22 protein-coding genes are annotated in these 18,802 nt (G+C 67.9%); 8 read left to right on the top strand and 14 right to left on the bottom strand.

Annotated elements, in window-relative coordinates:
- From urtB to FA740_RS08275, 12 genes are all read right to left on the bottom strand, one after another.
- The gene (gene urtB, locus FA740_RS08220) at positions 1–1,914 is read right to left on the bottom strand and encodes an urea ABC transporter permease subunit UrtB (protein ID WP_420873141.1); all 1,914 of its coding nucleotides are present in this window, start codon (positions 1,912–1,914) and stop codon (positions 1–3) included.
- A gap of 57 nt (positions 1,915–1,971) precedes the next feature.
- Positions 1,972–3,234, bottom strand: a complete 1,263-nt coding sequence (gene urtA / locus FA740_RS08225) for an urea ABC transporter substrate-binding protein (RefSeq protein ID WP_246053539.1) — start codon at positions 3,232–3,234, stop codon at positions 1,972–1,974.
- A gap of 219 nt (positions 3,235–3,453) precedes the next feature.
- Positions 3,454–4,077, bottom strand: a complete 624-nt coding sequence (gene ureG, locus FA740_RS08230; protein ID WP_136856291.1) for an urease accessory protein UreG — start codon at positions 4,075–4,077, stop codon at positions 3,454–3,456.
- Positions 4,074–4,739, bottom strand: coding sequence for an urease accessory protein UreF (locus FA740_RS08235; protein WP_246053529.1), 666 nt, complete (start codon positions 4,737–4,739; stop codon positions 4,074–4,076). Before FA740_RS08235 ends, ureG begins: the two co-directional genes overlap by 4 nt.
- Positions 4,702–5,247, bottom strand: a complete 546-nt coding sequence (locus FA740_RS08240) for an urease accessory protein UreE (protein WP_136856292.1) — start codon at positions 5,245–5,247, stop codon at positions 4,702–4,704. Before FA740_RS08240 ends, FA740_RS08235 begins: the two co-directional genes overlap by 38 nt.
- A gap of 14 nt (positions 5,248–5,261) precedes the next feature.
- Complete coding sequence (gene ureC / locus FA740_RS08245) at positions 5,262–6,947, bottom strand: urease subunit alpha (protein ID WP_136856293.1); 1,686 nt, start codon at positions 6,945–6,947, stop codon at positions 5,262–5,264.
- Positions 6,944–7,249, bottom strand: a complete 306-nt coding sequence (locus tag FA740_RS08250) for an urease subunit beta (RefSeq protein ID WP_136856294.1) — start codon at positions 7,247–7,249, stop codon at positions 6,944–6,946. The genes ureC and FA740_RS08250 overlap by 4 nt, the downstream gene beginning before the upstream one ends.
- 1 nt (position 7,250) lies before the next feature.
- A complete protein-coding gene (locus tag FA740_RS08255; RefSeq protein ID WP_246053530.1) occupies positions 7,251–7,832 on the bottom strand; it encodes a HupE/UreJ family protein in 582 nt (193 codons plus the stop codon).
- Entirely contained in the window at positions 7,829–8,143 is a 315-nt protein-coding gene (locus FA740_RS08260; RefSeq protein ID WP_136856295.1) for an urease subunit gamma, read from the bottom strand. The genes FA740_RS08255 and FA740_RS08260 overlap by 4 nt, the downstream gene beginning before the upstream one ends.
- Before the next feature lie 2 nt (positions 8,144–8,145).
- Positions 8,146–8,961 (bottom strand): urease accessory protein UreD, encoded by an 816-nt coding sequence (locus tag FA740_RS08265; protein ID WP_136856296.1) that lies wholly within the window; start codon positions 8,959–8,961, stop codon positions 8,146–8,148.
- Between the two features lie 135 nt (positions 8,962–9,096).
- Positions 9,097–9,852 carry a GNAT family N-acetyltransferase gene (locus tag FA740_RS08270; protein WP_136856297.1) on the bottom strand — a complete coding sequence of 252 codons (756 nt, stop codon included), beginning with the start codon at positions 9,850–9,852 and terminating at the stop codon, positions 9,097–9,099.
- Positions 9,853–9,969: 117 nt separating this feature from the next.
- Positions 9,970–11,079 (bottom strand): AI-2E family transporter, encoded by a 1,110-nt coding sequence (locus FA740_RS08275; RefSeq protein WP_169306256.1) that lies wholly within the window; start codon positions 11,077–11,079, stop codon positions 9,970–9,972.
- Positions 11,080–11,230: 151 nt separating this feature from the next.
- On the opposite strand from FA740_RS08275, the gene ndk reads away from it, so the two are divergent.
- The 5 genes from ndk to dps all read left to right on the top strand — a co-directional run bounded on the left by ndk (position 11,231) and on the right by dps (position 14,535).
- Positions 11,231–11,653 (top strand): nucleoside-diphosphate kinase, encoded by a 423-nt coding sequence (ndk, locus tag FA740_RS08280; protein ID WP_136856299.1) that lies wholly within the window; start codon positions 11,231–11,233, stop codon positions 11,651–11,653.
- A 141-nt stretch (positions 11,654–11,794) separates the two neighbouring features.
- Entirely contained in the window at positions 11,795–12,721 is a 927-nt protein-coding gene (gene fabD / locus FA740_RS08285; protein ID WP_136856300.1) for an ACP S-malonyltransferase, read from the top strand.
- Positions 12,722–12,781: 60 nt separating this feature from the next.
- Positions 12,782–13,519: a 3-oxoacyl-ACP reductase FabG gene (fabG, locus tag FA740_RS08290; RefSeq protein WP_136856301.1), complete on the top strand. Its 738-nt coding sequence runs from the start codon at positions 12,782–12,784 to the stop codon at positions 13,517–13,519.
- A 169-nt stretch (positions 13,520–13,688) separates the two neighbouring features.
- Complete coding sequence (locus tag FA740_RS08295; RefSeq protein WP_136856302.1) at positions 13,689–13,922, top strand: acyl carrier protein; 234 nt, start codon at positions 13,689–13,691, stop codon at positions 13,920–13,922.
- Between the two features lie 139 nt (positions 13,923–14,061).
- Positions 14,062–14,535 (top strand): DNA starvation/stationary phase protection protein Dps, encoded by a 474-nt coding sequence (gene dps, locus FA740_RS08300; protein ID WP_136856303.1) that lies wholly within the window; start codon positions 14,062–14,064, stop codon positions 14,533–14,535.
- 21 nt (positions 14,536–14,556) lie between these two features.
- On the opposite strand, the gene FA740_RS08305 is transcribed toward dps, so the two are convergent.
- Positions 14,557–15,375, bottom strand: a complete 819-nt coding sequence (locus FA740_RS08305) for a sulfotransferase family protein (RefSeq protein ID WP_136856304.1) — start codon at positions 15,373–15,375, stop codon at positions 14,557–14,559.
- A gap of 168 nt (positions 15,376–15,543) precedes the next feature.
- On the opposite strand from FA740_RS08305, the gene FA740_RS08310 reads away from it, so the two are divergent.
- Together FA740_RS08310 and FA740_RS08315 are read left to right on the top strand one after the other, a co-directional pair.
- Positions 15,544–17,121 (top strand): DUF5928 domain-containing protein, encoded by a 1,578-nt coding sequence (locus FA740_RS08310; RefSeq protein ID WP_136856305.1) that lies wholly within the window; start codon positions 15,544–15,546, stop codon positions 17,119–17,121.
- A gap of 11 nt (positions 17,122–17,132) precedes the next feature.
- Positions 17,133–17,507 carry an HIT domain-containing protein gene (locus FA740_RS08315; RefSeq protein ID WP_136856306.1) on the top strand — a complete coding sequence of 125 codons (375 nt, stop codon included), beginning with the start codon at positions 17,133–17,135 and terminating at the stop codon, positions 17,505–17,507.
- A gap of 13 nt (positions 17,508–17,520) precedes the next feature.
- Here the strand turns inward: FA740_RS08315 and FA740_RS08320 are convergent, their stop codons facing one another.
- Positions 17,521–18,444: an ABC transporter ATP-binding protein gene (locus FA740_RS08320; protein WP_136856307.1), complete on the bottom strand. Its 924-nt coding sequence runs from the start codon at positions 18,442–18,444 to the stop codon at positions 17,521–17,523.
- 148 nt (positions 18,445–18,592) lie between these two features.
- Between FA740_RS08320 and FA740_RS08325 the strand changes: the two genes are divergently transcribed.
- A complete protein-coding gene (locus FA740_RS08325) occupies positions 18,593–18,781 on the top strand; it encodes a zinc-finger domain-containing protein (protein ID WP_136856373.1) in 189 nt (62 codons plus the stop codon).
- Positions 18,782–18,802 lie beyond the last annotated feature (21 nt).

Consider the following 18,802-nt stretch of genomic DNA (forward strand, 5'->3'; position numbering starts at 1 on the left):
TCAGACCTCGGCCGCGCGGCCCTTTTGCGGGATGATCCCGCGGGGCCGGAACTGGATGAAGATGATGATGAACAGGATCATGAAGGTCTGCGCCGCCAGCGTGTTGCCGGGGTTGAAGCTTTCGATGACCTTGGACAGCCCGCCGATCAGCGTGGCCCCCGCCAGCGTGCCCCAGATGTTGCCCACGCCCCCCACGACCACGGTCATGAAGCTTTGGACGATGTATTGCTGGCCGATCTCGGACGTGACCTGCGCGAAGAGGCCGATGGCCACGCCCGCGATGCCCGCGATGCCCGACCCCAGGCCGAACGTCATCATGGCGATGCGGTCGGGGTTGATGCCCATGCTGGCCGCCATGCCGGGGTTCTGGGTGACCGCGCGGACCTCCAGGCCCAACCGCGTGCGCTTCATGATGAACAGGAACAGCGCCAGGAACAGCAGCGCCAGCACGAAGATCGCCACCCGGATCGAGCTGATGCCGATCACGTCGTTGATGGTGATCGAGCCTTCCAGCCAGGCGGGCGCGGTCAGGGGCCGGGCCTGCGTGCCAAAGATGTTCTTGGCCAGCTGCTGCAACGCGATGGACACGCCAAAGGTCGCCAGCAGCGTCTCCAACGGGCGATGCGCCAGATGCCGGATCACCAGGCGATAGAGGACCACCCCCGCCAGCGCCGTCACCGCAAAGGCCAGCGGCAGCGCCACGACCAGCGACAGGGTGCGATCCGCGATGACCGTCTGGACCGTATAGGCGGTATAGGCGCCCATCATGATGAATTCGCCATGCGCCATGTTGATGACCCGCATGACGCCGAAGGTCACGGCCAGCCCGATCGCCGCCAGGAAATAGATGGAGGCCAGCGACAGCGCGTCCAGCCCCAGATCGATGCCGCGCATCGCCCCAAGGCGCACCTGCGCGCGGATCTGGGCGGCCTTGGCGGCCTCCGTCACCGCCGCGTCGGGTTCGACATGGATGTCGTAGAAGCGGTTGGCCTCCAGCGCGGCCTGGGCCTCGGTCTCGGTCGCGGCGGGGGGGACGGCGCCTGCGGCCTCCAGCGCCTCATAGGCGCGGTCGCGGGCGGCGGGGTCCGACAGGGTCGCGACGGGCACGCCCCCCACCGCCCCGTCGGTGATGTTGGCGGCCAGGGCGGCGCGCTGATCGGCCCGCGACAAAGGTGGCTGCAGCAGGCCCTGACGGACCAGCTGGGCCAGGGCTGCCTCTCGGGGCAGGGCGTCGCTGCCGGGGGTCAGCTCGCGCGCGACATTGGCGCCTGCGGGCGGTTCCGGCGCGACCAGGGGCTGGGTCGCCAGCAGCGGGTTCAGCACGCCGCGAAAGTCCAGGCCGACATCGCCGGCCATCTGCTCGATCGCCGCGACGCGGGCGGCGCTGTCGGGGTCGTGCTGGATGGTCAGCAACCGCTCCATCCGGGCCTTGCGGGCGGCCAGGGTCGGGTCGGGGTCATCCAGCGCGGCGCGCAGGGCTGTCAGTTGTTCCGCATCACCGCCGCGTGCCAGCGAATCCAGCGCGGCGGCACGGCGGCGCGGGTCGGGGTCGGTCAGCGCGCCCGCGACCAGCGCCTGTTCGATCACGCCGCGCACGCCGGAATTAGGGCGCAGCATCTGCGGCGTCGCGGTCACCGGCGCGCCGGTCACCGCATCGGTCACATCGTCGCCATCGACGATCACCGCGCGCCCGTCGGCCAGCCCCAGATTGCGGTCGGCCCAGGCCTGCAGCAGGGCCAGCCCCTCGGGGCCGGTGGCGGCGATCTGGGCCACCAGCGGCTCGACCGTGCGCCGCGAGGGCTGTTCGATCTGGTCCAGGTTGCCCGCGATCACCGCGTCCAGCGCGGGATTGGCCAGCAGGGATGACGGCAGCAGCAGCGCAAGCGCGCAGGCGATCAGGCGAAGACGGGTCACGCGGGGGGTGTCCTTTGCGAAAGAGGCCGGGCGGCACGCACCGCCCGGCTGTCGGGATCAGTAGTTCGACTGAACCTGCACGCAGCTTTCGGTCTCGGTGTTCCACATGCCGCAGCCCTTGCCCGGCCAGTCGGCATCCAGCACCGCCGATTCGGGCAGGAAGTCGGTCCAGGCGTCGCCCGCGACCGGTTCGGTCTGGCTGACGATGTCGAACTGGCCATCCTCGCGGATCTCTCCGATCAGGACGGGCTTGGTGATGTGGTGGTTGGGCAGGACGGTCGCGGTGCCGCCGGTCAGGTTCGGAACCTCGACGCCGACGATGGCCTCCAGCACCGGGTCCACATCGGTGGTGCCCGCCGCCTCGACCGCCGCGACCCATGCGTTGAAGCCGATGACGGTGGCCTCCATCGGGTCGTTGGTCACGCGGTTTTCGTCGCCGGTAAAGGCCTTCCATTCCTCGATGAAGGCGGTGTTCACGTCCGATTCGGCGGTCTGGAAGTAGTTCCAGGCCGCCAGGTGGCCGACCAGGTTGGCGGTATCCAGGCCCGACAGCTCCTCCTCGCCCACGGAAAACGCCATGACCGGGATGTCGTCCGCCGACACGCCCGCCGCCGCCAGCTCCTTGTAGAAGCCCACGTTCGCGTCACCGTTGATGGTGGACACGACGCCGACCTTCTTGCCGCCCGCGCCAAGCGCCACAACGTCGGACACGATCCGCGACCAGTCCGAATGGCCGAAGGGGGTGTAGTTGACAAAGATATCCTCGGCCGCGACGCCGTTATCCTTCAGATAGGCGTCCAGGATGTTGTTCGTGGTGCGCGGATAGACATAGTCCGTGCCCAACAGCGCCCAGGATTCGACGCCCAGCTCCTCCATCATGTAATCGACGGCCGGGATCGCCTGCTGGTTGGGCGCGGCGCCGGTATAGATGACGTTCTTGGACGATTCCTCGCCCTCGTATTGCACGGGATAGAACAGCAGGCCGTTCAGTTCCTCGATGACCGGCAGGACCGACTTGCGGCTGACGCTGGTCCAGCAACCGAAGATCGCATCGACCTCGGACACGGTCAGCAGCTCGCGCGCCTTTTCCGCAAACAGCGGCCAGTCGGAGGCCGGATCGACGACCACCGCCTCCAGCGGCCGGCCCAGCACGCCGCCCTTGGCGTTCTGCTGTTCGACCAGCATCAGGACGGTGTCCTTCAGCGTGGTCTCGGAAATCGCCATCGTGCCCGACAGAGAATGCAGCACGCCGATCTTGATCGGCTCGCCCTCCGGTGTCTGGGCATGGGCGGCATGGGCCAGCGTCAGGGCACTGGTCATCATCAGGATCTTGGTCAGCTTGGTCATCGTTACCCTTTTCCCCCCGGCGCGTTGGCCGGTGTCCCTGTTGTTCTTGGGAAGGCGCGCGGCCTTCGCATGTGCAGAAAGAGGGGAAAATCGGGCAGTTGGACAGGATTTCAGCAGTCCGTGGCCGCCCCGCGCAGCCGGTGACGCGGCCTTGGGCAGCGGGCGGGGCATATGCCCGCCCGCCGGGCAGTGTCAGGCCGCGCGGGGCGCAAGCCCGCCCTGTTCGATCAGGAAATCGACGATGGCCTGCACGCCGTGGCCGTGGCGCAGCTGGGCCATGATCACTGGGCGCGTGCCCCGCGCCTCATGTGCATCCTTTTCCAGCAGAACCGCATCGACGCCGACATGCGGGGCCAGGTCGGTCTTGTTCACCACCAGCAGGTCGGACCGCGCCAGACCGGGACCGCGCTTGCGGGGAATGTCCTGCCCGGCGGCCGTGTCGATCACATAGATGGTCAGGTCGGCCAGTTCCGGGCTGAAGGTCGCGGCCAGGTTGTCGCCGCCCGATTCGATCAGGATCAGCTCCAGATCCGGGAAGGCCGCGTTCAGATCGGCGATGGCGGCCAGGTTGATGCTGGCATCCTCGCGGATGGCGGTGTGCGGGCAGCCGCCGGTCTCGACGCCCCTGATGCGATCCACGGGCAGGACCTGGGCGCGCATCAGCGCCTCGGCGTCCTCGCGGGTGTAGATGTCGTTGGTGATCACCGCCATCGACAGGCGGGGGGCCAGCGCGCGGGCGATCTGTTCGGTCAGCGTCGTCTTGCCGGCGCCGACGGGACCGCCGATGCCGACGCGGAGGGGGCCATGCTGGCTCATGAACGAAAGATCCTTGTGGTCATGGTTTCGTGGCGCATGGCGGCAATGTCTGCCCCCCATGCGGCGCTGGCAAGGTCGGCCTCGGTCGCGTCCGCCGCCCGCATCGCGCGCAGCAGGATGCGGGGCTGCAGGGCCGTCAGCATCTGCTGCCCCTGCATCGGCCCAAGCGGCAGGAACCGCACCGCCGCACTGATCAGCGCTGCCGCCTGCGCCTGCAGAAAGGCGGCGATGATCTCTGCCGCGGGCAGAGGCATCGCGGCGCAGGCGCGGCCCATGGCGACGGGCAGGGCCACCGGCGCCTGCGGCTGGCCGGTCAGCGCGGTCATGTTGGCGGCGAAGGCCGCGCCCTGTTCGGCGCTCTCCTGCAGGCGCTGGCTGGTCATGCAGGCGGCGCGGGCCAGATCGTCCAGTTCGGCGTGATCGGCGCGGCGCCGCAGGGACAGCGACAGCAGCACGGCATCGGACCAGCCCGCGCCGTGATCCAGCCAGTCGTCCAGCCATTGGGCCAGCGTCGCCTGCGTCACCCAGCCCGCATCCATCGCGTATTCCAGCCCCTGCGACCAGGCAAAGCCGCCCACCGGAAAGGCGGGCGACAGCACTTGCGACAGCTGCAGGCGGGCGGCCTCAGGCGTGGTCATGCGCGTGGCTGTGGTGTCCCGCATGCGCGTGACTGTGGCTTTCCGCATGGGAATGGCTGTGTTCGCCCGCACCATGGGGATGGTGCGTGGCGGGGCCGTGGTCATGGCCAAAGGTGCGACCGTGACCATAGGCGCCGCCTTCGGGGCGGAACGGCATGTCCTTGCGGCACATGTCCGCGCCCAGCTGTTTCAGCATCGCCTCCAGCACGTGATCCTGACGGATGATCAGGCGGTCGGCCTCGATCCGGCAGGGGGTGTGGCGGTTACCGATATGCCAGGCCAGCCGGGGCAGATTGCCGCGGATGACCAGCACCGGCTCGGGCGCCGCGCGCACGACGACCTGACGGCCGTCCGACAGCTCGAACGCGTCGCCGTCGTCCAGGCTGGTGACCTCGGGCAGGTCGACCATGAAGTCGCCCCCCTCGCAGGACAGGCGTTTGCGCCGCAGCAGGCGGCCTTCGTAATCCAGGCTGACCTCGGCGTCGAAGGGCGCCGGGGCGTTGCGGATGATGGCATGGGCAGTTGCGGTCATGTGGTACTCCTCCCTCAGAAGAGGAAATAGCGTTGGGCCAGCGGCAGTTCCGTCGCGGGCTCGCAGGTTAACAATTGTCCATCGGCGCGGACCTCGTAGGTCTCGGGATCGACCTCGATCGCGGGCATGGCGTCGTTCATCGCCATGTCGCGTTTACCGATGTCGCGGGTGTGTTCGACCGCGATCAGGGTCTTGGACAGTGCCTCTCCGGCCCCGGCCTCCAGACCGGCACGCGACAGGAACAGCGCCGAAGCCCGGCGGTTGTGCCCCCACATGGGTCGCGAAAAGATCGGCTGCACCGGGATCGAGCCATTCGGGTCGCCCATCTGCGCCACGCTGATCTGCCCGCCGACCAGCACCATTTCCGGCTTGGCCGCAAAGAAGGCGGGCGACCACAGGACCAGATCGGCGCGCTTGCCGAGGCTGATCGAGCCGATATGGGCACTGACCCCATGCGCGATGGCCGGGTTGATCGTGTATTTCGCGATATAGCGGCGGGCGCGGATGTTGTCGTTCTGGCCCTGTTCGTCGGGCAGTCGCCCGCGCTGCTGGCGCATCTTGGATGCGGTCTGCCAGGTGCGGATGATCACCTCTCCGATCCGGCCCATCGCCTGGCTGTCGGACGAGATCACGCTGAACGCGCCCAGATCGTGCAGGATATCCTCGGCCGCGATGGTCTCCTTGCGGATGCGGGATTCGGCAAAGGCCACGTCCTCGGGCACGCGGCGGTCCAGGTGGTGACACACCATCAGCATGTCCAGATGCTCCTCGACCGTGTTGGCGGTATAGGGGCGCGTGGGGTTCGTGGACGAAGGCAGCACATTTGCCATGCCGACCACGCGGATGATGTCGGGGGCGTGCCCGCCGCCCGCGCCCTCGGTGTGATAGGCGTGGATGGTGCGCCCGCCGATGGCGGCCATCGTGTCCTCGACGAACCCCGATTCGTTCAGCGTGTCGGTGTGGATCATCACCTGCACATCCATCGCGTCGGCCACGGACAGGCAGGTGTCGATGGCCTTGGGCGTGGTGCCCCAATCCTCGTGCAGCTTCAGCGCGCAGGCGCCGGCGCGGACCTGTTCCTCCAGCGGCGCCTTGATGCTGGCATTCCCCTTGCCCGCGATGCCGATATTGACGGGCAGGTCGGCGCAGGCCTCCAGCATGCGGGCGATGTGCCACGGCCCCGGCGTGCAGGTCGTGGCCAGAGTGCCATGCGCGGGGCCGGTGCCGCCGCCCAGCAGGGTCGTGACGCCCGAATGCAGTGCGTGGTCTACCTGCTGCGGGCAGATATAGTGGATGTGGCAGTCGAACCCGCCGGGCGTCAGGATGCGGCCCTCTCCGGCGATGATCTCGGTGCCGGGGCCGATGATCAGGGTCACGCCGGGTTGGGTGTCGGGGTTGCCCGCCTTGCCGATGCCTGCGATGCGCCCGTCTTTCAGGCCCACATCGGCCTTGACGATGCCCTGATGGTCAAAGACCACGACGCCGGTGATGACCGTGTCCATCGCGCCGCCCTCGCGCGTGACCTGAGATTGGCCCATGCCGTCGCGGACGACCTTGCCGCCGCCGAACTTGACCTCCTCTCCGGGGATGGTCAGGTCGCGTTCGACCTCGATGATGATCTCGGTATCGGCCAGGCGGATGCGGTCGCCGCTCGTGGGACCGTAAAGCGCCGCGTAATCGGCGCGGGACAGCGTCGTCACAGCGCACCCCCGATCTGGCCGCGAAAGCCGTGCACGATGCGGTCACCCGCGTAACCCACCAACGTCACCTGGCGCGACTGGCCTGGTTCGAACCGCACGGCGGTGCCTGCCGGGATGGCCAGCCGCATGCCGCGCGCGGCGGCCCGGTCGAAATCCAGCGCGGCGTTGGTTTCGGCGAAATGGTAGTGGCTGCCGACCTGGATCGGCCGGTCGCCGGTATTGGCGATCATCAGCGTGATCGTCGCGCGCCCGTCGTTCAGCGCGATCTCGCCATTGGCGGGCAGGATTTCACCGGGAATCATGTCACGCCACCGCCAGCGCGACGCCCGCCAGCGCGGTGCCGCCGCCCAACACGCGCAGCTCCAGCCCGCGCGACAGCAGGCGGCCAAAGGCGATGCCCGCCAGATGCAGCGCCATGGTCGCCAGCGCAAAGCCCGCGGCATAGAGGGGCAGCCCGGTCGCCGGACCCTCGGCCCCATGCGCCCAGCCATGCGCCGCGCCGAACAGCGCGACCATCGGCACCAGCGCCGCCATCGGCAGGCGTGCGGCCATCGCGACCAGCACGCCCAGGATCACGACCGAGGCCAGGATCATCGGCTCGACCGCCGGAAAGATCATGCCGCCCGCGCCCACAGCCCCGCCCGCAAGCATCGCGCCCACGAAGGTCAGGGGCAGCGCCCAGACCGCCCGCCCGCCCAGCTGCACGGCCAGCAGGCCAAGTGCGACCATCGCCAGCAGGTGATCGGCCCCGCCGACGGGGTGGGCCAGACCGTGGATGAACTGTGCCCCCGAATCATGGGCATCATGGACATGGCCGGGATGGGCCAGTGCGGCCGAGGGCAGCAGGATGGCGGCAAGCGTCAGGCGTTTCATCAGGGCGTTCATTCTGCAGCCTCGCGGATGGGGTGGTGGACGGTGACCAGCTTGGTCCCGTCGGGAAAGGTCGCCTCGACCTGGACGGATTCGATCATGGCGGGGATGCCGGGCATGCACTGACCCGCGGTGATCACATGGGCCCCCGCCTGCATCAGGTCGGCGACCGTGCGGCCGTCGCGCGCGCCCTCGACCACGTAATCGGTGATCAGGGCAATCGCCTCGGGGTGGTTCAGCTTGACGCCGCGGGACAGGCGCCCTCGGGCGACCATGGCGGCCACGGATACCAGCAGTTTCTCGCGTTCGCGGGGGGAAAGGTTCATCGTCAGACCTGCCAGATTCGGGGAAGGGGGTCGGGGCGCAAGACGCGCAGCAATCGGTTGATCTGCCGGCGCAGCGGCCAGCCATCGGCGGCCAGCAGGCGGATGATCAGGCGTCCGGGGGGCGCGCTGGCGGCAGCGGTCACGCCGGGCTCGTCCAGAACGGCGCGGGCGGCGGCCAGCCGGTCGGGCGCGTCATCCGCGATCATCGCCAGGGTGGCCAGCGCGGGGGCGCCGCCGGTCAGGGCGGGGCCGCTCAGGCGGGCCAGCGCATCGTCATCCAGCGCCAGCGCGTCGTGATGGATGACGCGACCCTCGCGGCGCACCACGCGGCGGTCGCGCAGATGCAGCCGCGTGGGGCGTTCGCCCATCGCCAGGCGGCCCAGGACCAGCATCTCCAGCAGCAGGCAACCCGCGCCGGGGGCCAGGTCCACCGCGGTGTCCCGCTCCAGCCGGGCGTCGTCATAGAGGATCGTCTCCTGCGGCAGCCAGTCCAGCCAGCCGCCCGCCCCCACGTTCAGCGCCACCGTCGCCCGGGCGGGCGCGCCCGTCGCGCGATAGGCGCGTTCGGCGGTCTGGGTGGTGGCCAGCGCCCGCGTGCCCGCCCGCAGATCGACGGCAAAGGACAGCCTGTCGCCCGATGCCAACCCCCCGGAGGTGTTCAGGAACACGATCTCGGGCAGGCCCGCGGTCATGCGGGGCAGCATCGCCTTGGCCGAGCCGCGCTGCGCCAGGTCGATCAGGCCGCGCGGCCCCATGACCACATGCGCCGCCCCTTGGCTGCGCTGCATGCGGATCGCTGTGGCACCGGTGTCGAACATGCAGGCAAGGGGCGCCGCGCCGGGGGCAAGGTCAATCGCCGCGGGGGGAATTCCTGCCATGCGGACAGGCAGGATGCGCTGTTCTGCCCGCAGATTGTGCAGGCTGCCCGTCGCTGCGGCGGTCCCTGTTTGGCGCTATTCCGCCAGCGCGTGCAGCAGGCGGCGGCGGGCGGGGGGAATGGCGCGGATCTCGACCCCGGTAAAGACGTGCATCGTCTTGAGCGCGTGATCGACCACCGCATGGTCGCTGACCCAGCCCCCCATCGCCAGATAGCTGCGCAGCAGCGGCGGCATCGCGGCCATCGCCTGCCGGGGGTCGGGCTGTCGCAGCCGCAGCGCACGGGCAAAGCGGAACACGTCCGGCGCCTTGACCCGCGGCCACCAGGCGCGCGGTGCCAGGTGGCGGTCCTTGAGCATGGCAAAGGCCTCGGCATGGGCCTCGGGCTCGCAGCCGGTGAAGCTGGAGCAGCCGAACAGCATCTGGGCCCCCGATTCGTCGATAAAGCGCGTCAGCGCCCCCCAGGCCAACCGGATCACGTCGGGGTCGTGGCAGTCGGGATGCAGGCAGAACCGCCCCATCTCGACCATGGGGCCGTCGAACCGGCCAAGCGCCGCCAGATCATAATAGCGGGCCGAATAGCTGCGCGCGATCTGGCTGCCATCCGCCAGCGGCAGGAACCGAAGGCTGCAGACCAGCTGGCCGGTCTGGACATCCTCGATCAGCATGTGGCTGCAATCGGCGTCCAGCTCGTCCAGATCCAGCGCGTGACCGTCGTCGGCGGTGCCGGTGCGGGCGACGAAGGCCAGCCAGCGCAGCCGCTGAGAGGCGCGCAGGTCATCGGGCGTATCGGCCAGGCGGGCGCGGTATCGGCCCTTGCAGTACGGTTGCATCGCGCGACCCCCGGTCTGTGTCGCGCCACCATAATCCGTTCATGTGTCGAAATCACGAACAGCCTTGCGGGTCGGGCCGGGAAAGATGCCCGGCTGCTGCGCCGCCGGGCAGAGCGCTCAGTCCAGGCGGTCGCCCAGCACGTCCTCGACATAGATGCGGCGGATCAGCAGCATCGCCACGATCAGCAGCGGCGTGGCCAGGATCACCGCGATCAGACCGAACAGCGACCCGATGCCGACGATGGCCAGAATGGTCAGCGCGGGCGGCAGCTGCACGGCATAGCGCTGGATCAGGGGCATCAGCACCTCGCCCTCGAACAGCTGGATGATTGTGAACAGGATCGCCACATAGATCGCCGTGTCCAGCCCCTGCGGGGCCGAGACGACGACCGCGATCGCCCCTGAGAAGAACGGCCCGATGATGGGCACGATGTTGGTCAGACCCGCGATCACCGCCAGGATGAAGGCCAGCGGCACGTCCAGAAGCCACAGCCCGATCCCGGCCAGCAGCGCCACGACCAGCATGTCGACCGCCTGTCCCGCCATCCAGCGGCCCAGATTGGTCCCCAGCTCGTCCAGGATCTGCGCGGCGCGGGCGCGGCGGCGCAGCGGCACCAGCCGGATCGCGCCGGCGCGGTACAGGTCCGCCTCCATCGCGACATAGAGCGACAGGATCAGCAGCACGAAGACCGACGACAGGCTGCCCAGCACCGAATTCAGCCCGCCCAGCACCATCGAGAACACGCCCGGCAGACGCTCGGCCAGCTGGGCGGCGTTCTCGCCCATGGTGGAGGCCTCCTCTCCGTCCTGGATCTGCTCGATCACGGTGTCGGCCATGGGCAGCGACTGCAGCCAGTCCTGCACCGCGTCCCAGGACTGGGGCAGGGCAGAGAGCAGGTCGCGGAACTGTTCGGCCACGGCGGGACCGGCCAGCCGCACCAGCAGCGCCACCGCCCCCACCACGCCCAGCAGCACGATCAGCACCCCCAGCTTGACGTTCAGGCCCAGCAGCCGGTTCAGCCCGCGCGCCCCCGCCCTGAGCGCGATGGCGATCAGGATCGCGCCAAAGGCCATCAGCAGCAGGTCCGACCAGAACCAGGCCGCCGCCAGGACGACGAGGATCGCGACCGTCGTCACGATCGTGCCGGGGGTAATCGCCGTGCGGGGCGGCAGTGCGGCATGGGGGGGCGGGGCGGCCGGCGTCGGGGCCGGATGAAGGTCTGTCATGGTCGCTCCTGCTGGGTTCGGGGGAACAAGGCCCCCGGGGCGGGCGGGGTTCCGCCGATGCCGCGTGGCTTGCCGCAGGCGGGCAAGCCTGCTAACCGGACCCCGATCATATTCAGCGCGGGTTTTCCCGCCAACAGACAAGGTGACCATCATGGCGATCGAACGCACCCTTTCCATCATCAAGCCCGACGCGACCCGCCGCAACCTGACCGGCAAGATCGCCGCCAAGTTCGAGGATGCCGGCCTGCGCATCGTCGCATCCAAGCGCATCCACCTGTCGCCCGCCCAGGCCGGCAAGTTCTACGAGGTCCACAAGGACCGTCCCTTCTATGGCGAGCTGGTCGAGTTCATGGCCTCCGAGCCGGTCGTCGTGCAGGTCCTGGAGGGCGAGAACGCCATTGCCAAGAACCGCGAAGTGATGGGCGCCACCAACCCGGCCAATGCCGACGAGGGCACCATCCGCAAGGAATTCGCGCTGTCCATGGGCGAGAACTCGGTCCACGGTTCGGACGCCGCCGACACCGCCAAGGAAGAGATTGCGTTCTTCTTTTCGGGTCTGGAACTGGTTGGCTGAGGCCCATCCGGCCCCGTTGATCGTCTGCAAAGGGGCCCCTGCGGGCCCCTTTTCTTTGCCGATGCGGCATGGGCTGTCGGTTGCGGCAGGGGGCGGCACGGGCTATGCCGGGCGGCAACGCAACGATTTCAGGGGGGTGCCATGCGGGCATTCGTGTTTCCGGGGCAGGGCGCGCAGACCATCGGCATGGGGCGCGAGCTGGCGCAGGCCTATCCGGCCGCGCGCGCGGTCTTTGACGAGGTCGACGAGGCGCTTGGCGAGCGTCTGTCGGCGCTGATCTGGGAGGGGGATGCCGATACGCTGACCCTGACCCAGAACGCCCAGCCCGCGCTGATGGCGACCTCGATCGCGGCGTTCCGCGCGCTGGAGGCCGAGGGCTTCGGCATCACCGATGCCAGCTTTGTCGCGGGCCATTCCCTGGGCGAGTATTCGGCGCTGTGCGCGGCCGGGGCGCTGACCCTGTCGGATACCGCGCATCTGCTGCGCCTGCGCGGGCAGGCCATGCAGGAGGCCGTGCCGGTCGGCATCGGCGCGATGGCCGCGATTCTGGGCCTGGATTTCGAGACGGTCGATCGCATCTGCCGCGAGATCGGCGGCGACGAGGTCGTGCAGGCCGCCAATGACAACGACCCCGCGCAGGTGGTCATCTCGGGTCACAAGGGTGCGGTCGAGGCCGCGGCCGAGGCGATGAAGGCCGCGGGCGCCAAGCGGGCGCTGATGCTGCCTGTGTCGGCGCCGTTCCATTCGGTGCTGATGCAGCCCGCCGCCGCGGTCATGGCCGATGCGCTGGCGGGCGTGGACATCCAGGCCCCCGCCGTGCCGCTGATCGCCAATGTGCGCGCCGAGGCCGTGACCGAGCCCGGCGCCATCCGCCGCCTGCTGGTCGAGCAGGTGACCGGCACCGTACGCTGGCGCGAGTCGGTGGCCAACATGGCCGAGGCCGGCGTGACCGAGTTCTGGGAGGTCGGCGCGGGCAAGGCGCTGTCCGGGATGATCAAGCGGATCGCCAAGGACGCGGCGGTGCGCAATGTCGGTGCGCCGGGCGATCTGGCGGCGCTGAAGGGATGAGGGCGGACCGGGGCGCTGCCCCGGACCCCGGGATATTTTCATGAAGAAGAAAGGGCGGCTATGTTCGATCTGACGGGAAAGACCGCGCTGGTGACGGGCGCTTCGGGCGGGATCGGCGGGGCCATCGCCGAGGCGCTGCATGCGGCGGGGGCGACGGTGGCGCTGTCGGGCACGCGCGAGGCGCCGCTGCGCGATCTGGCCGAGAAGCTGGGCGAGCGGGCGCATGTGGTGACCGCGAACCTGGGCGATGCGGAATCGGTTCTGGCGCTGCCCAAGGCAGCGGTCGAGGCGATGGGGTCGATCGACATCCTGGTCAACAATGCCGGGATCACGCGCGACAACCTGTTCATGCGCATGTCGGATGACGAATGGGCGCAGGTGCTGGACGTGAACCTGACCAGCACCTTCAAGCTGTCGCGGGCGGTCCTGCGCGGCATGATGAAGGCGCGCTGGGGGCGGATCGTCAACATCACCTCGGTCGTGGGGGCCACGGGCAATCCGGGGCAGGGCAATTATGCCGCCGCCAAGGCCGGTGTGGTCGGCATGTCCAAGTCGCTGGCCTATGAGGTTGCCAGCCGTGGGATCACCGTGAACTGCGTGGCGCCCGGCTTTATCGCGACCGCCATGACCGACAAGCTGACCGAGGATCAGAAGGGCAAGATCCTGACCCAGATCCCGGCGGGGCGCATGGGTGGTCCGGAGGAGATCGCCGCGGCGGTCCTGTATCTGGCCAGCCCCGAGGCGGGCTATGTCACCGGGGCCACGCTGCATGTGAATGGCGGCATGGCGATGGTCTGACCTCTGTGCAGCGCCGCCACGCGGGGCATTAACCCATGCGAAAGCGGTTGCATGAGGGTTCATGGGTGCTATATCCCCGCCTTTAGCAGCAGGGGAACCGCCCTGGGCTGAACCGGACCGTCGTGTCCGCGAAAAACTGGGCGGATGCCCGCGAGAATGAGGATATGACATGAGCGATATCGCTGATCGCGTGAAGAAGATCGTGGTCGAGCACCTGGGTGTCGACGAGGACAAGGTGGTCGAGACCGCTTCGTTCATCGACGATCTGGGTGCCGACAGCCTCGACACCGTCGAGCTGGTCATGGCGTTCGAGGAAGAGTTCGGGATCGAGATCCCCGATGACGCCGCCGAGACCATCCAGACCGTCGGCGACGCGGTGACCTTTATCAAGGGCGCGGTCTGATCCGACCCGACCGACCGCGCAGCCTGCGCGTTGGACATGACGGCGCCCCCGCAAGGGAGGCGCCGTTTTTCATGTCGCAGGAACCCGGCCGCCGCGATCCGTGTTGTCAGCGCGAACCCAAAGGAAAGGGAATCGCACGATGGCCGTGAACGTGAAGGGGCTGACCGACAACGCCCGCAAGACCGCTGTTTCCGAACTGAACGCCCGCCTGGCCGATGGGCTGGCCTTGTCCATGGCGATCAAGCAGGCGCATTGGAACGTGAAGGGCATCAATTTCATCGCCGTGCACGAGCTGTTCGACACCGTCCACGCCAATCTGGAGGCGCATCTGGACGTCTTTGCCGAGCGCGTGCAGGTGCTGGACGGGGTGGCGGTCGGCACCGCCGAGGCCGTCGCCAAGGCGTCCACGCTGAAGGAATATCCCACCGATCTGGTGAAATCGGCCGACCACATCCGGGAAATCTGTGCCCGGATGCGCGATCACGGCGAAAAGCTGCGCGCCGCCATCGACGTCACCGACGAGGCGGGCGATGCTAATACGGCCGACATCTTTACCGCCGCCTCGCGGACGGCGGACAAGGATCTGTGGTTCCTGGAGAGCCATCTGGAATAGGATGGCGGCAACGGGTGACGCCTAGCGGCCCAGCTTGGCGTGCACCTCGTTCAGGTCGACCTCGGCCAGGGGCATCTTGTTGTCCGGGTTGTCGAAATCGTATTTGAACAGCTGGAAGTCGTCCTTGTAGATCTCCCAGATCAGGTGGCGCGACAGGTCGTCGAAATAGTCGCTGACCTTGTGCGCCCGCTTGGGTCCGTGCCCTTCGGATTCGTTGAAGCGGGGGACCTGCGTCAGATCGACCGGGACGGGCGTCTCGGCCTGGGCCAGGACCTTGTCCATGCCCTCGTTGAACGCCTCGGTGAAGAAGATCTGATCGTATCGGCCGCCATTCACGATGAAGGTCGAGATATGGCCCGACATGGCCGACCAGTGGATGTCCGGCTCCATCGGCTTGCGAAAGCGGACGGTGTCGCGCGCGAACAGCAGGAACCGCCGAAAGCTGGCGATCTGGTCGAAATCGAACCCGTTCTCGGCCGTGCCGACATCGATGCCATAGCGTTGGATCAGCTGCGGAACCAGGTTGCCGCGATAGCGGCGGCCGTTGCGCTGGATGCCGGCGATCTTGTCGAAGAACGACGACAGGATGCGCGCGTAGGGGTTGCGGACGCAGGTGAAGGTCACTCCGGCATGGGCGCGCACCGCGCGCTCGATCGGGTCGTGGCTGTGATCCTGGGCCCATTTGTGCATGCCGTCGGTCGAGTCATGGATATCGCCGTCGAAGAACCGACCGTGGTCGGAGTAGAACATGATCTGGCCAATCGTGGAACACGCGCATTTCGGCACGACCCGATAGATCATGCTTTCGCTTTCCGTCATCCAAACGCCGGGAAACCCCATTCTGACACTCACTTCGTTCACGCGCAGCGGCACTGAAAGGCAGCGTCGGCTGGCAGACCTGCTTGTCCCACCATAAAAATTGGTTACACACACAAAGCAAAGCTGACTGATGTTTTCAACGCTTTACGATAAATTGCGCGTAAACAGTCTCCGGGGACCGCGAAGACCATGGCACGCATCGCGTTCATCCTGTTGACGCACAAAGACCCGCAGGGGGTCATCGACCAGGCGCGACGCCTGACCGCGACCGGCGATTTCGTGTCCATCCATTTCGACAAGCGCGCGCCCAAGGCGAAGTTCCAGCAGATCCGGGACGCGCTTGGCGATCATCCGGGCGTGACCTTCGCGGCGCGCCGGGTGAAATGCGGATGGGGGGAATGGTCGCTGGTGGCCGCCACCCTGGAGGCGCTGCGCGCCGCTGAGGCGGCCTTTCCGCACGCCACGCATTTCTACATGCTGTCGGGCGATTGCATGCCCATCAAGTCGGCAGAATTCGCTCATGGTTTTCTGGACGCCGAGGATTGCGACTATATCGAAAGCTTCGATTTCTTCGAGAGCGACTGGATCAAGACCGGCATCAAGAAAGAGCGCCTGATCTATCGCCACTGGTTCAACGAGCGCACGCACAAGTGGCTGTTCTATACCAGCCTGGAGCTGCAGCAGAAGTTCGGCCTGGCGCGGCCAGTGCCGCGCGATCTGCAGGTGATGATCGGGTCGCAATGGTGGTGCCTGCGCCGCCAGACCGTCGAGGCCGTGCTGGACCTGATCAGCCAGCGCCCCGAGATCCCGCGCTTTTTCGCGACGACCTGGATCCCGGACGAGACCTTCTTTCAGACGCTGGTGTCCCATGTGGTGCCCAGGAAGCAGATCCGCACGCGCACGCTGACCTTTCTGATCTTCAGCGATTACGGGATGCCGGTGACGTTCTACAACGATCACTATGACCTTCTGCTGCGCCAGGATTACCTGTTCGCCCGCAAGATCAGCCCCGAGGCGCTGGACCTGCGCGCCCGTCTGGGGGCGCTGTGGCAGGCCGAGGGGCACGCCTTCAGCATCGCGGCCGAGGGGCGGCGGCTGTTCAGCTTTCTGACCGGGCGGGGGCGCATCGGCCGCCGCTTCGCGCCCCGGTTCTGGGAGACCGAAAGCAGCCTGGGCGCCGAGCGCGTCGTCCAGATCGTGGTGGCCAAGAAATGGCACATCGCCAAGCGCCTGACCGCCGCCATCCGGGCCGCGACCGAGGTGCCCGCCGTCGACTATGTGTTCAACGAACAGGACGCCAACCTGCCCGACATGGGCGGCGTCGCCACATCGGTCGGCAAACGCGAGCGGCATCGCCGCGCGCTGGTCAAGCTGATGTTCGAGCAGTTCTCCTCGGACCGGCTGGTGTTCTGCGTGGACCCCTCGGCGCTGAGCCTGATCACCGATTTCAACGCCGACCGCGCCGAGACGCGCATCCTGTTCGTCGACACCCGCTTTGACGACGATTACGTGCGCGGCCATATGGGCAGGGTCGGGCTGATCAGCCCCGGCGCGCCGGCCGATATCGTGGACCGGCTGCTGCCCGTCGTGCGTTGGGACCTGGAGCACGAGGCCGACCGCCTCAAGGAGGCCGGGTTCCGCTATCTGGTCACCATCTCGGAAACCGCCGGGACCGACCGCAACGCGGCGGCGCTGGCGGCGTTTCTGGGGGTGAGCCCGGACCAGGCCCGCCACCTGGCCGAGACGCCGCATCTGTTTGCCGACTGAAAGGACGCCCCATGGCCTATGACGACACCAACATCTTCGCCCGCATCCTGCGCGGAGAGATCCCGAACGACACCGTCGCGGAAAACGATCACGCGCTGGCCTTTCGCGACATCGCGCCCAAGGCACCCAGCCATGTCCTGGTGATTCCCAAGGGCGCCTATGTGGCGTTTGACGATTTCGCGGCCAACGCGTCCGAAGCCGAGATCGCGGGCTTCATGCGGCTGTGCGCGCAGGTCTGCGCAATGGAGGGGGTCTCTCTGGACCGCGGGCAGGGGTTCCGCGCCATTACCAATGCGGGCCGCGACGGCGTGCAGGAGGTGCCGCATTTCCACCTGCACATCCTGGGCGGTGCGGTGATGGGGCCGATGATCGGCGCGCGCGACTGAAGCCGGGCGGCAGTCAGTTCCGGGTCAGCTCGACAAAGACATCCTCCAGGTCGGGCTGTTCGGTCGCCACGTCCAGGATCGGCACGCCCGCAGCGCGCAGCGCGTCCAGGATCTGATCGGCGCGCAGGCGGGACGGGGGATAGGTGACGGCCAGCCGCCCGTCGGGGCGGATCTCGGACCGGCAGCCCTGGGGCAGGGGCGGGACGGGGACGGCGCCGCCCGTGTCCAGCACCAGCGTCTTGCCATCGGTGCGCGACAGCAAGTCCTGGGTCGTCTGGCGCACCACCACCTGGCCGTGGTTGATGATGGCGATCTGGTCGCACATCTGTTCGGCCTCCTCCAGATAATGGGTGGTCAGGATGATCGTCATGCCCTGTTCGTTCAGGCGGCGGACGTTCTTCCACAGCATCTCGCGCAGGGTGATGTCGACGCCCGCGGTGGGTTCGTCCAGCACTAGGATATGCGGGCGATGCACCAGCGCCTTGGCCAGGAGCAGCCGCCGCTTCATCCCGCCCGACAGGGAACGGGCATAGGCATTGGCCTGATCGGTCAGGCCCACCAGCGCCAGCAGCTCATCGGTCCAGCGTTCGGATTTCGGCACGCCGTAAAGGCCCGCCTGGACCTCCAGGCTGGCGCGGGGCGAGAAGAACGGGTCCATGTTCAGCTCCTGCGGCATGACCCCGATGGCGGCGCGCGACTGGCGCGGGTTCACGTCCTGATCGAACCCCCAGATCGACACCCGGCCTGCGGTCTTGTTCACCAGGCCCGCAAGGATGTTGATCAGGGTGGACTTGCCCGCGCCGTTCGGGCCCAGCAGGCCGAAGATGCTGCCTGCGGGGATGGTCAGGTCGATCCCCTTCAGGGCCTCCTTGGCGGGAGCGTTGCCTTGGGCGGCATAGGTCTTGCGAAGACCCTGGATCTGGATGGCATCGGGCATGAGGCGTTCCTTAGCAGAGCTTGCGAAGGCAGGCGGCGCTGCGCTAATGGGGTTAGACCAGATGAAGCACGCCGCCACAAGAAGGCCAGCCATGACGCAGCACGTGACGCCCGAGACCCCGCTGTCGACCGAAACCGGACCCGAGGCGCTGAGCCGCCCGGCCCCGGTGACCGAGGTCGTGACCCGCTGGCGCGTCAGCTGCGACGGCGATGACGGGGCGGGCCTGGGCCATCCCCGGGTCTGGCTGGCGATCAGCCCCGATCTGGGCTTCGTCGATTGCGGCTATTGCGACAAGCGGTTCGTGATCGACCGCGATCACGCGGGCGACGATCACTGACCCGCCAGGATCGTCCCGACC

Source organism: Paracoccus hibiscisoli, assembly GCF_005048265.1.
GTDB lineage: Bacteria > Pseudomonadota > Alphaproteobacteria > Rhodobacterales > Rhodobacteraceae > Paracoccus > Paracoccus hibiscisoli.

Bases quoted from the DNA above. Each gene is read 5' to 3' on its own strand.
- ndk (WP_136856299.1), top strand. From the start codon at position 11,231: ATGGCGATCGAACGCACCCTTTCCATCATCAAGCCCGACGCGACCCGC.
- ureG (WP_136856291.1), bottom strand. From the start codon at position 4,077: ATGAGCCAGCATGGCCCCCTCCGCGTCGGCATCGGCGGTCCCGTCGGC.
- dps (WP_136856303.1), top strand. From the start codon at position 14,062: ATGGCCGTGAACGTGAAGGGGCTGACCGACAACGCCCGCAAGACCGCT.
- FA740_RS08260 (WP_136856295.1), bottom strand. From the start codon at position 8,143: ATGAACCTTTCCCCCCGCGAACGCGAGAAACTGCTGGTATCCGTGGCC.
- urtA (WP_246053539.1), bottom strand. From the start codon at position 3,234: ATGACCAGTGCCCTGACGCTGGCCCATGCCGCCCATGCCCAGACACCG.
- FA740_RS08310 (WP_136856305.1), top strand. From the start codon at position 15,544: ATGGCACGCATCGCGTTCATCCTGTTGACGCACAAAGACCCGCAGGGG.
- FA740_RS08240 (WP_136856292.1), bottom strand. From the start codon at position 5,247: ATGACCGCAACTGCCCATGCCATCATCCGCAACGCCCCGGCGCCCTTC.
- fabG (WP_136856301.1), top strand. From the start codon at position 12,782: ATGTTCGATCTGACGGGAAAGACCGCGCTGGTGACGGGCGCTTCGGGC.
- FA740_RS08255 (WP_246053530.1), bottom strand. From the start codon at position 7,832: ATGAACGCCCTGATGAAACGCCTGACGCTTGCCGCCATCCTGCTGCCC.
- FA740_RS08235 (WP_246053529.1), bottom strand. From the start codon at position 4,739: ATGCGGGACACCACAGCCACGCGCATGACCACGCCTGAGGCCGCCCGC.
- FA740_RS08320 (WP_136856307.1), bottom strand. From the start codon at position 18,444: ATGCCCGATGCCATCCAGATCCAGGGTCTTCGCAAGACCTATGCCGCC.
- FA740_RS08250 (WP_136856294.1), bottom strand. From the start codon at position 7,249: ATGATTCCCGGTGAAATCCTGCCCGCCAATGGCGAGATCGCGCTGAAC.
- FA740_RS08315 (WP_136856306.1), top strand. From the start codon at position 17,133: ATGGCCTATGACGACACCAACATCTTCGCCCGCATCCTGCGCGGAGAG.
- FA740_RS08295 (WP_136856302.1), top strand. From the start codon at position 13,689: ATGAGCGATATCGCTGATCGCGTGAAGAAGATCGTGGTCGAGCACCTG.
- fabD (WP_136856300.1), top strand. From the start codon at position 11,795: ATGCGGGCATTCGTGTTTCCGGGGCAGGGCGCGCAGACCATCGGCATG.
- FA740_RS08265 (WP_136856296.1), bottom strand. From the start codon at position 8,961: ATGTTCGACACCGGTGCCACAGCGATCCGCATGCAGCGCAGCCAAGGG.
- FA740_RS08305 (WP_136856304.1), bottom strand. From the start codon at position 15,375: ATGGGGTTTCCCGGCGTTTGGATGACGGAAAGCGAAAGCATGATCTAT.
- FA740_RS08275 (WP_169306256.1), bottom strand. From the start codon at position 11,079: ATGACAGACCTTCATCCGGCCCCGACGCCGGCCGCCCCGCCCCCCCAT.
- FA740_RS08270 (WP_136856297.1), bottom strand. From the start codon at position 9,852: ATGCAACCGTACTGCAAGGGCCGATACCGCGCCCGCCTGGCCGATACG.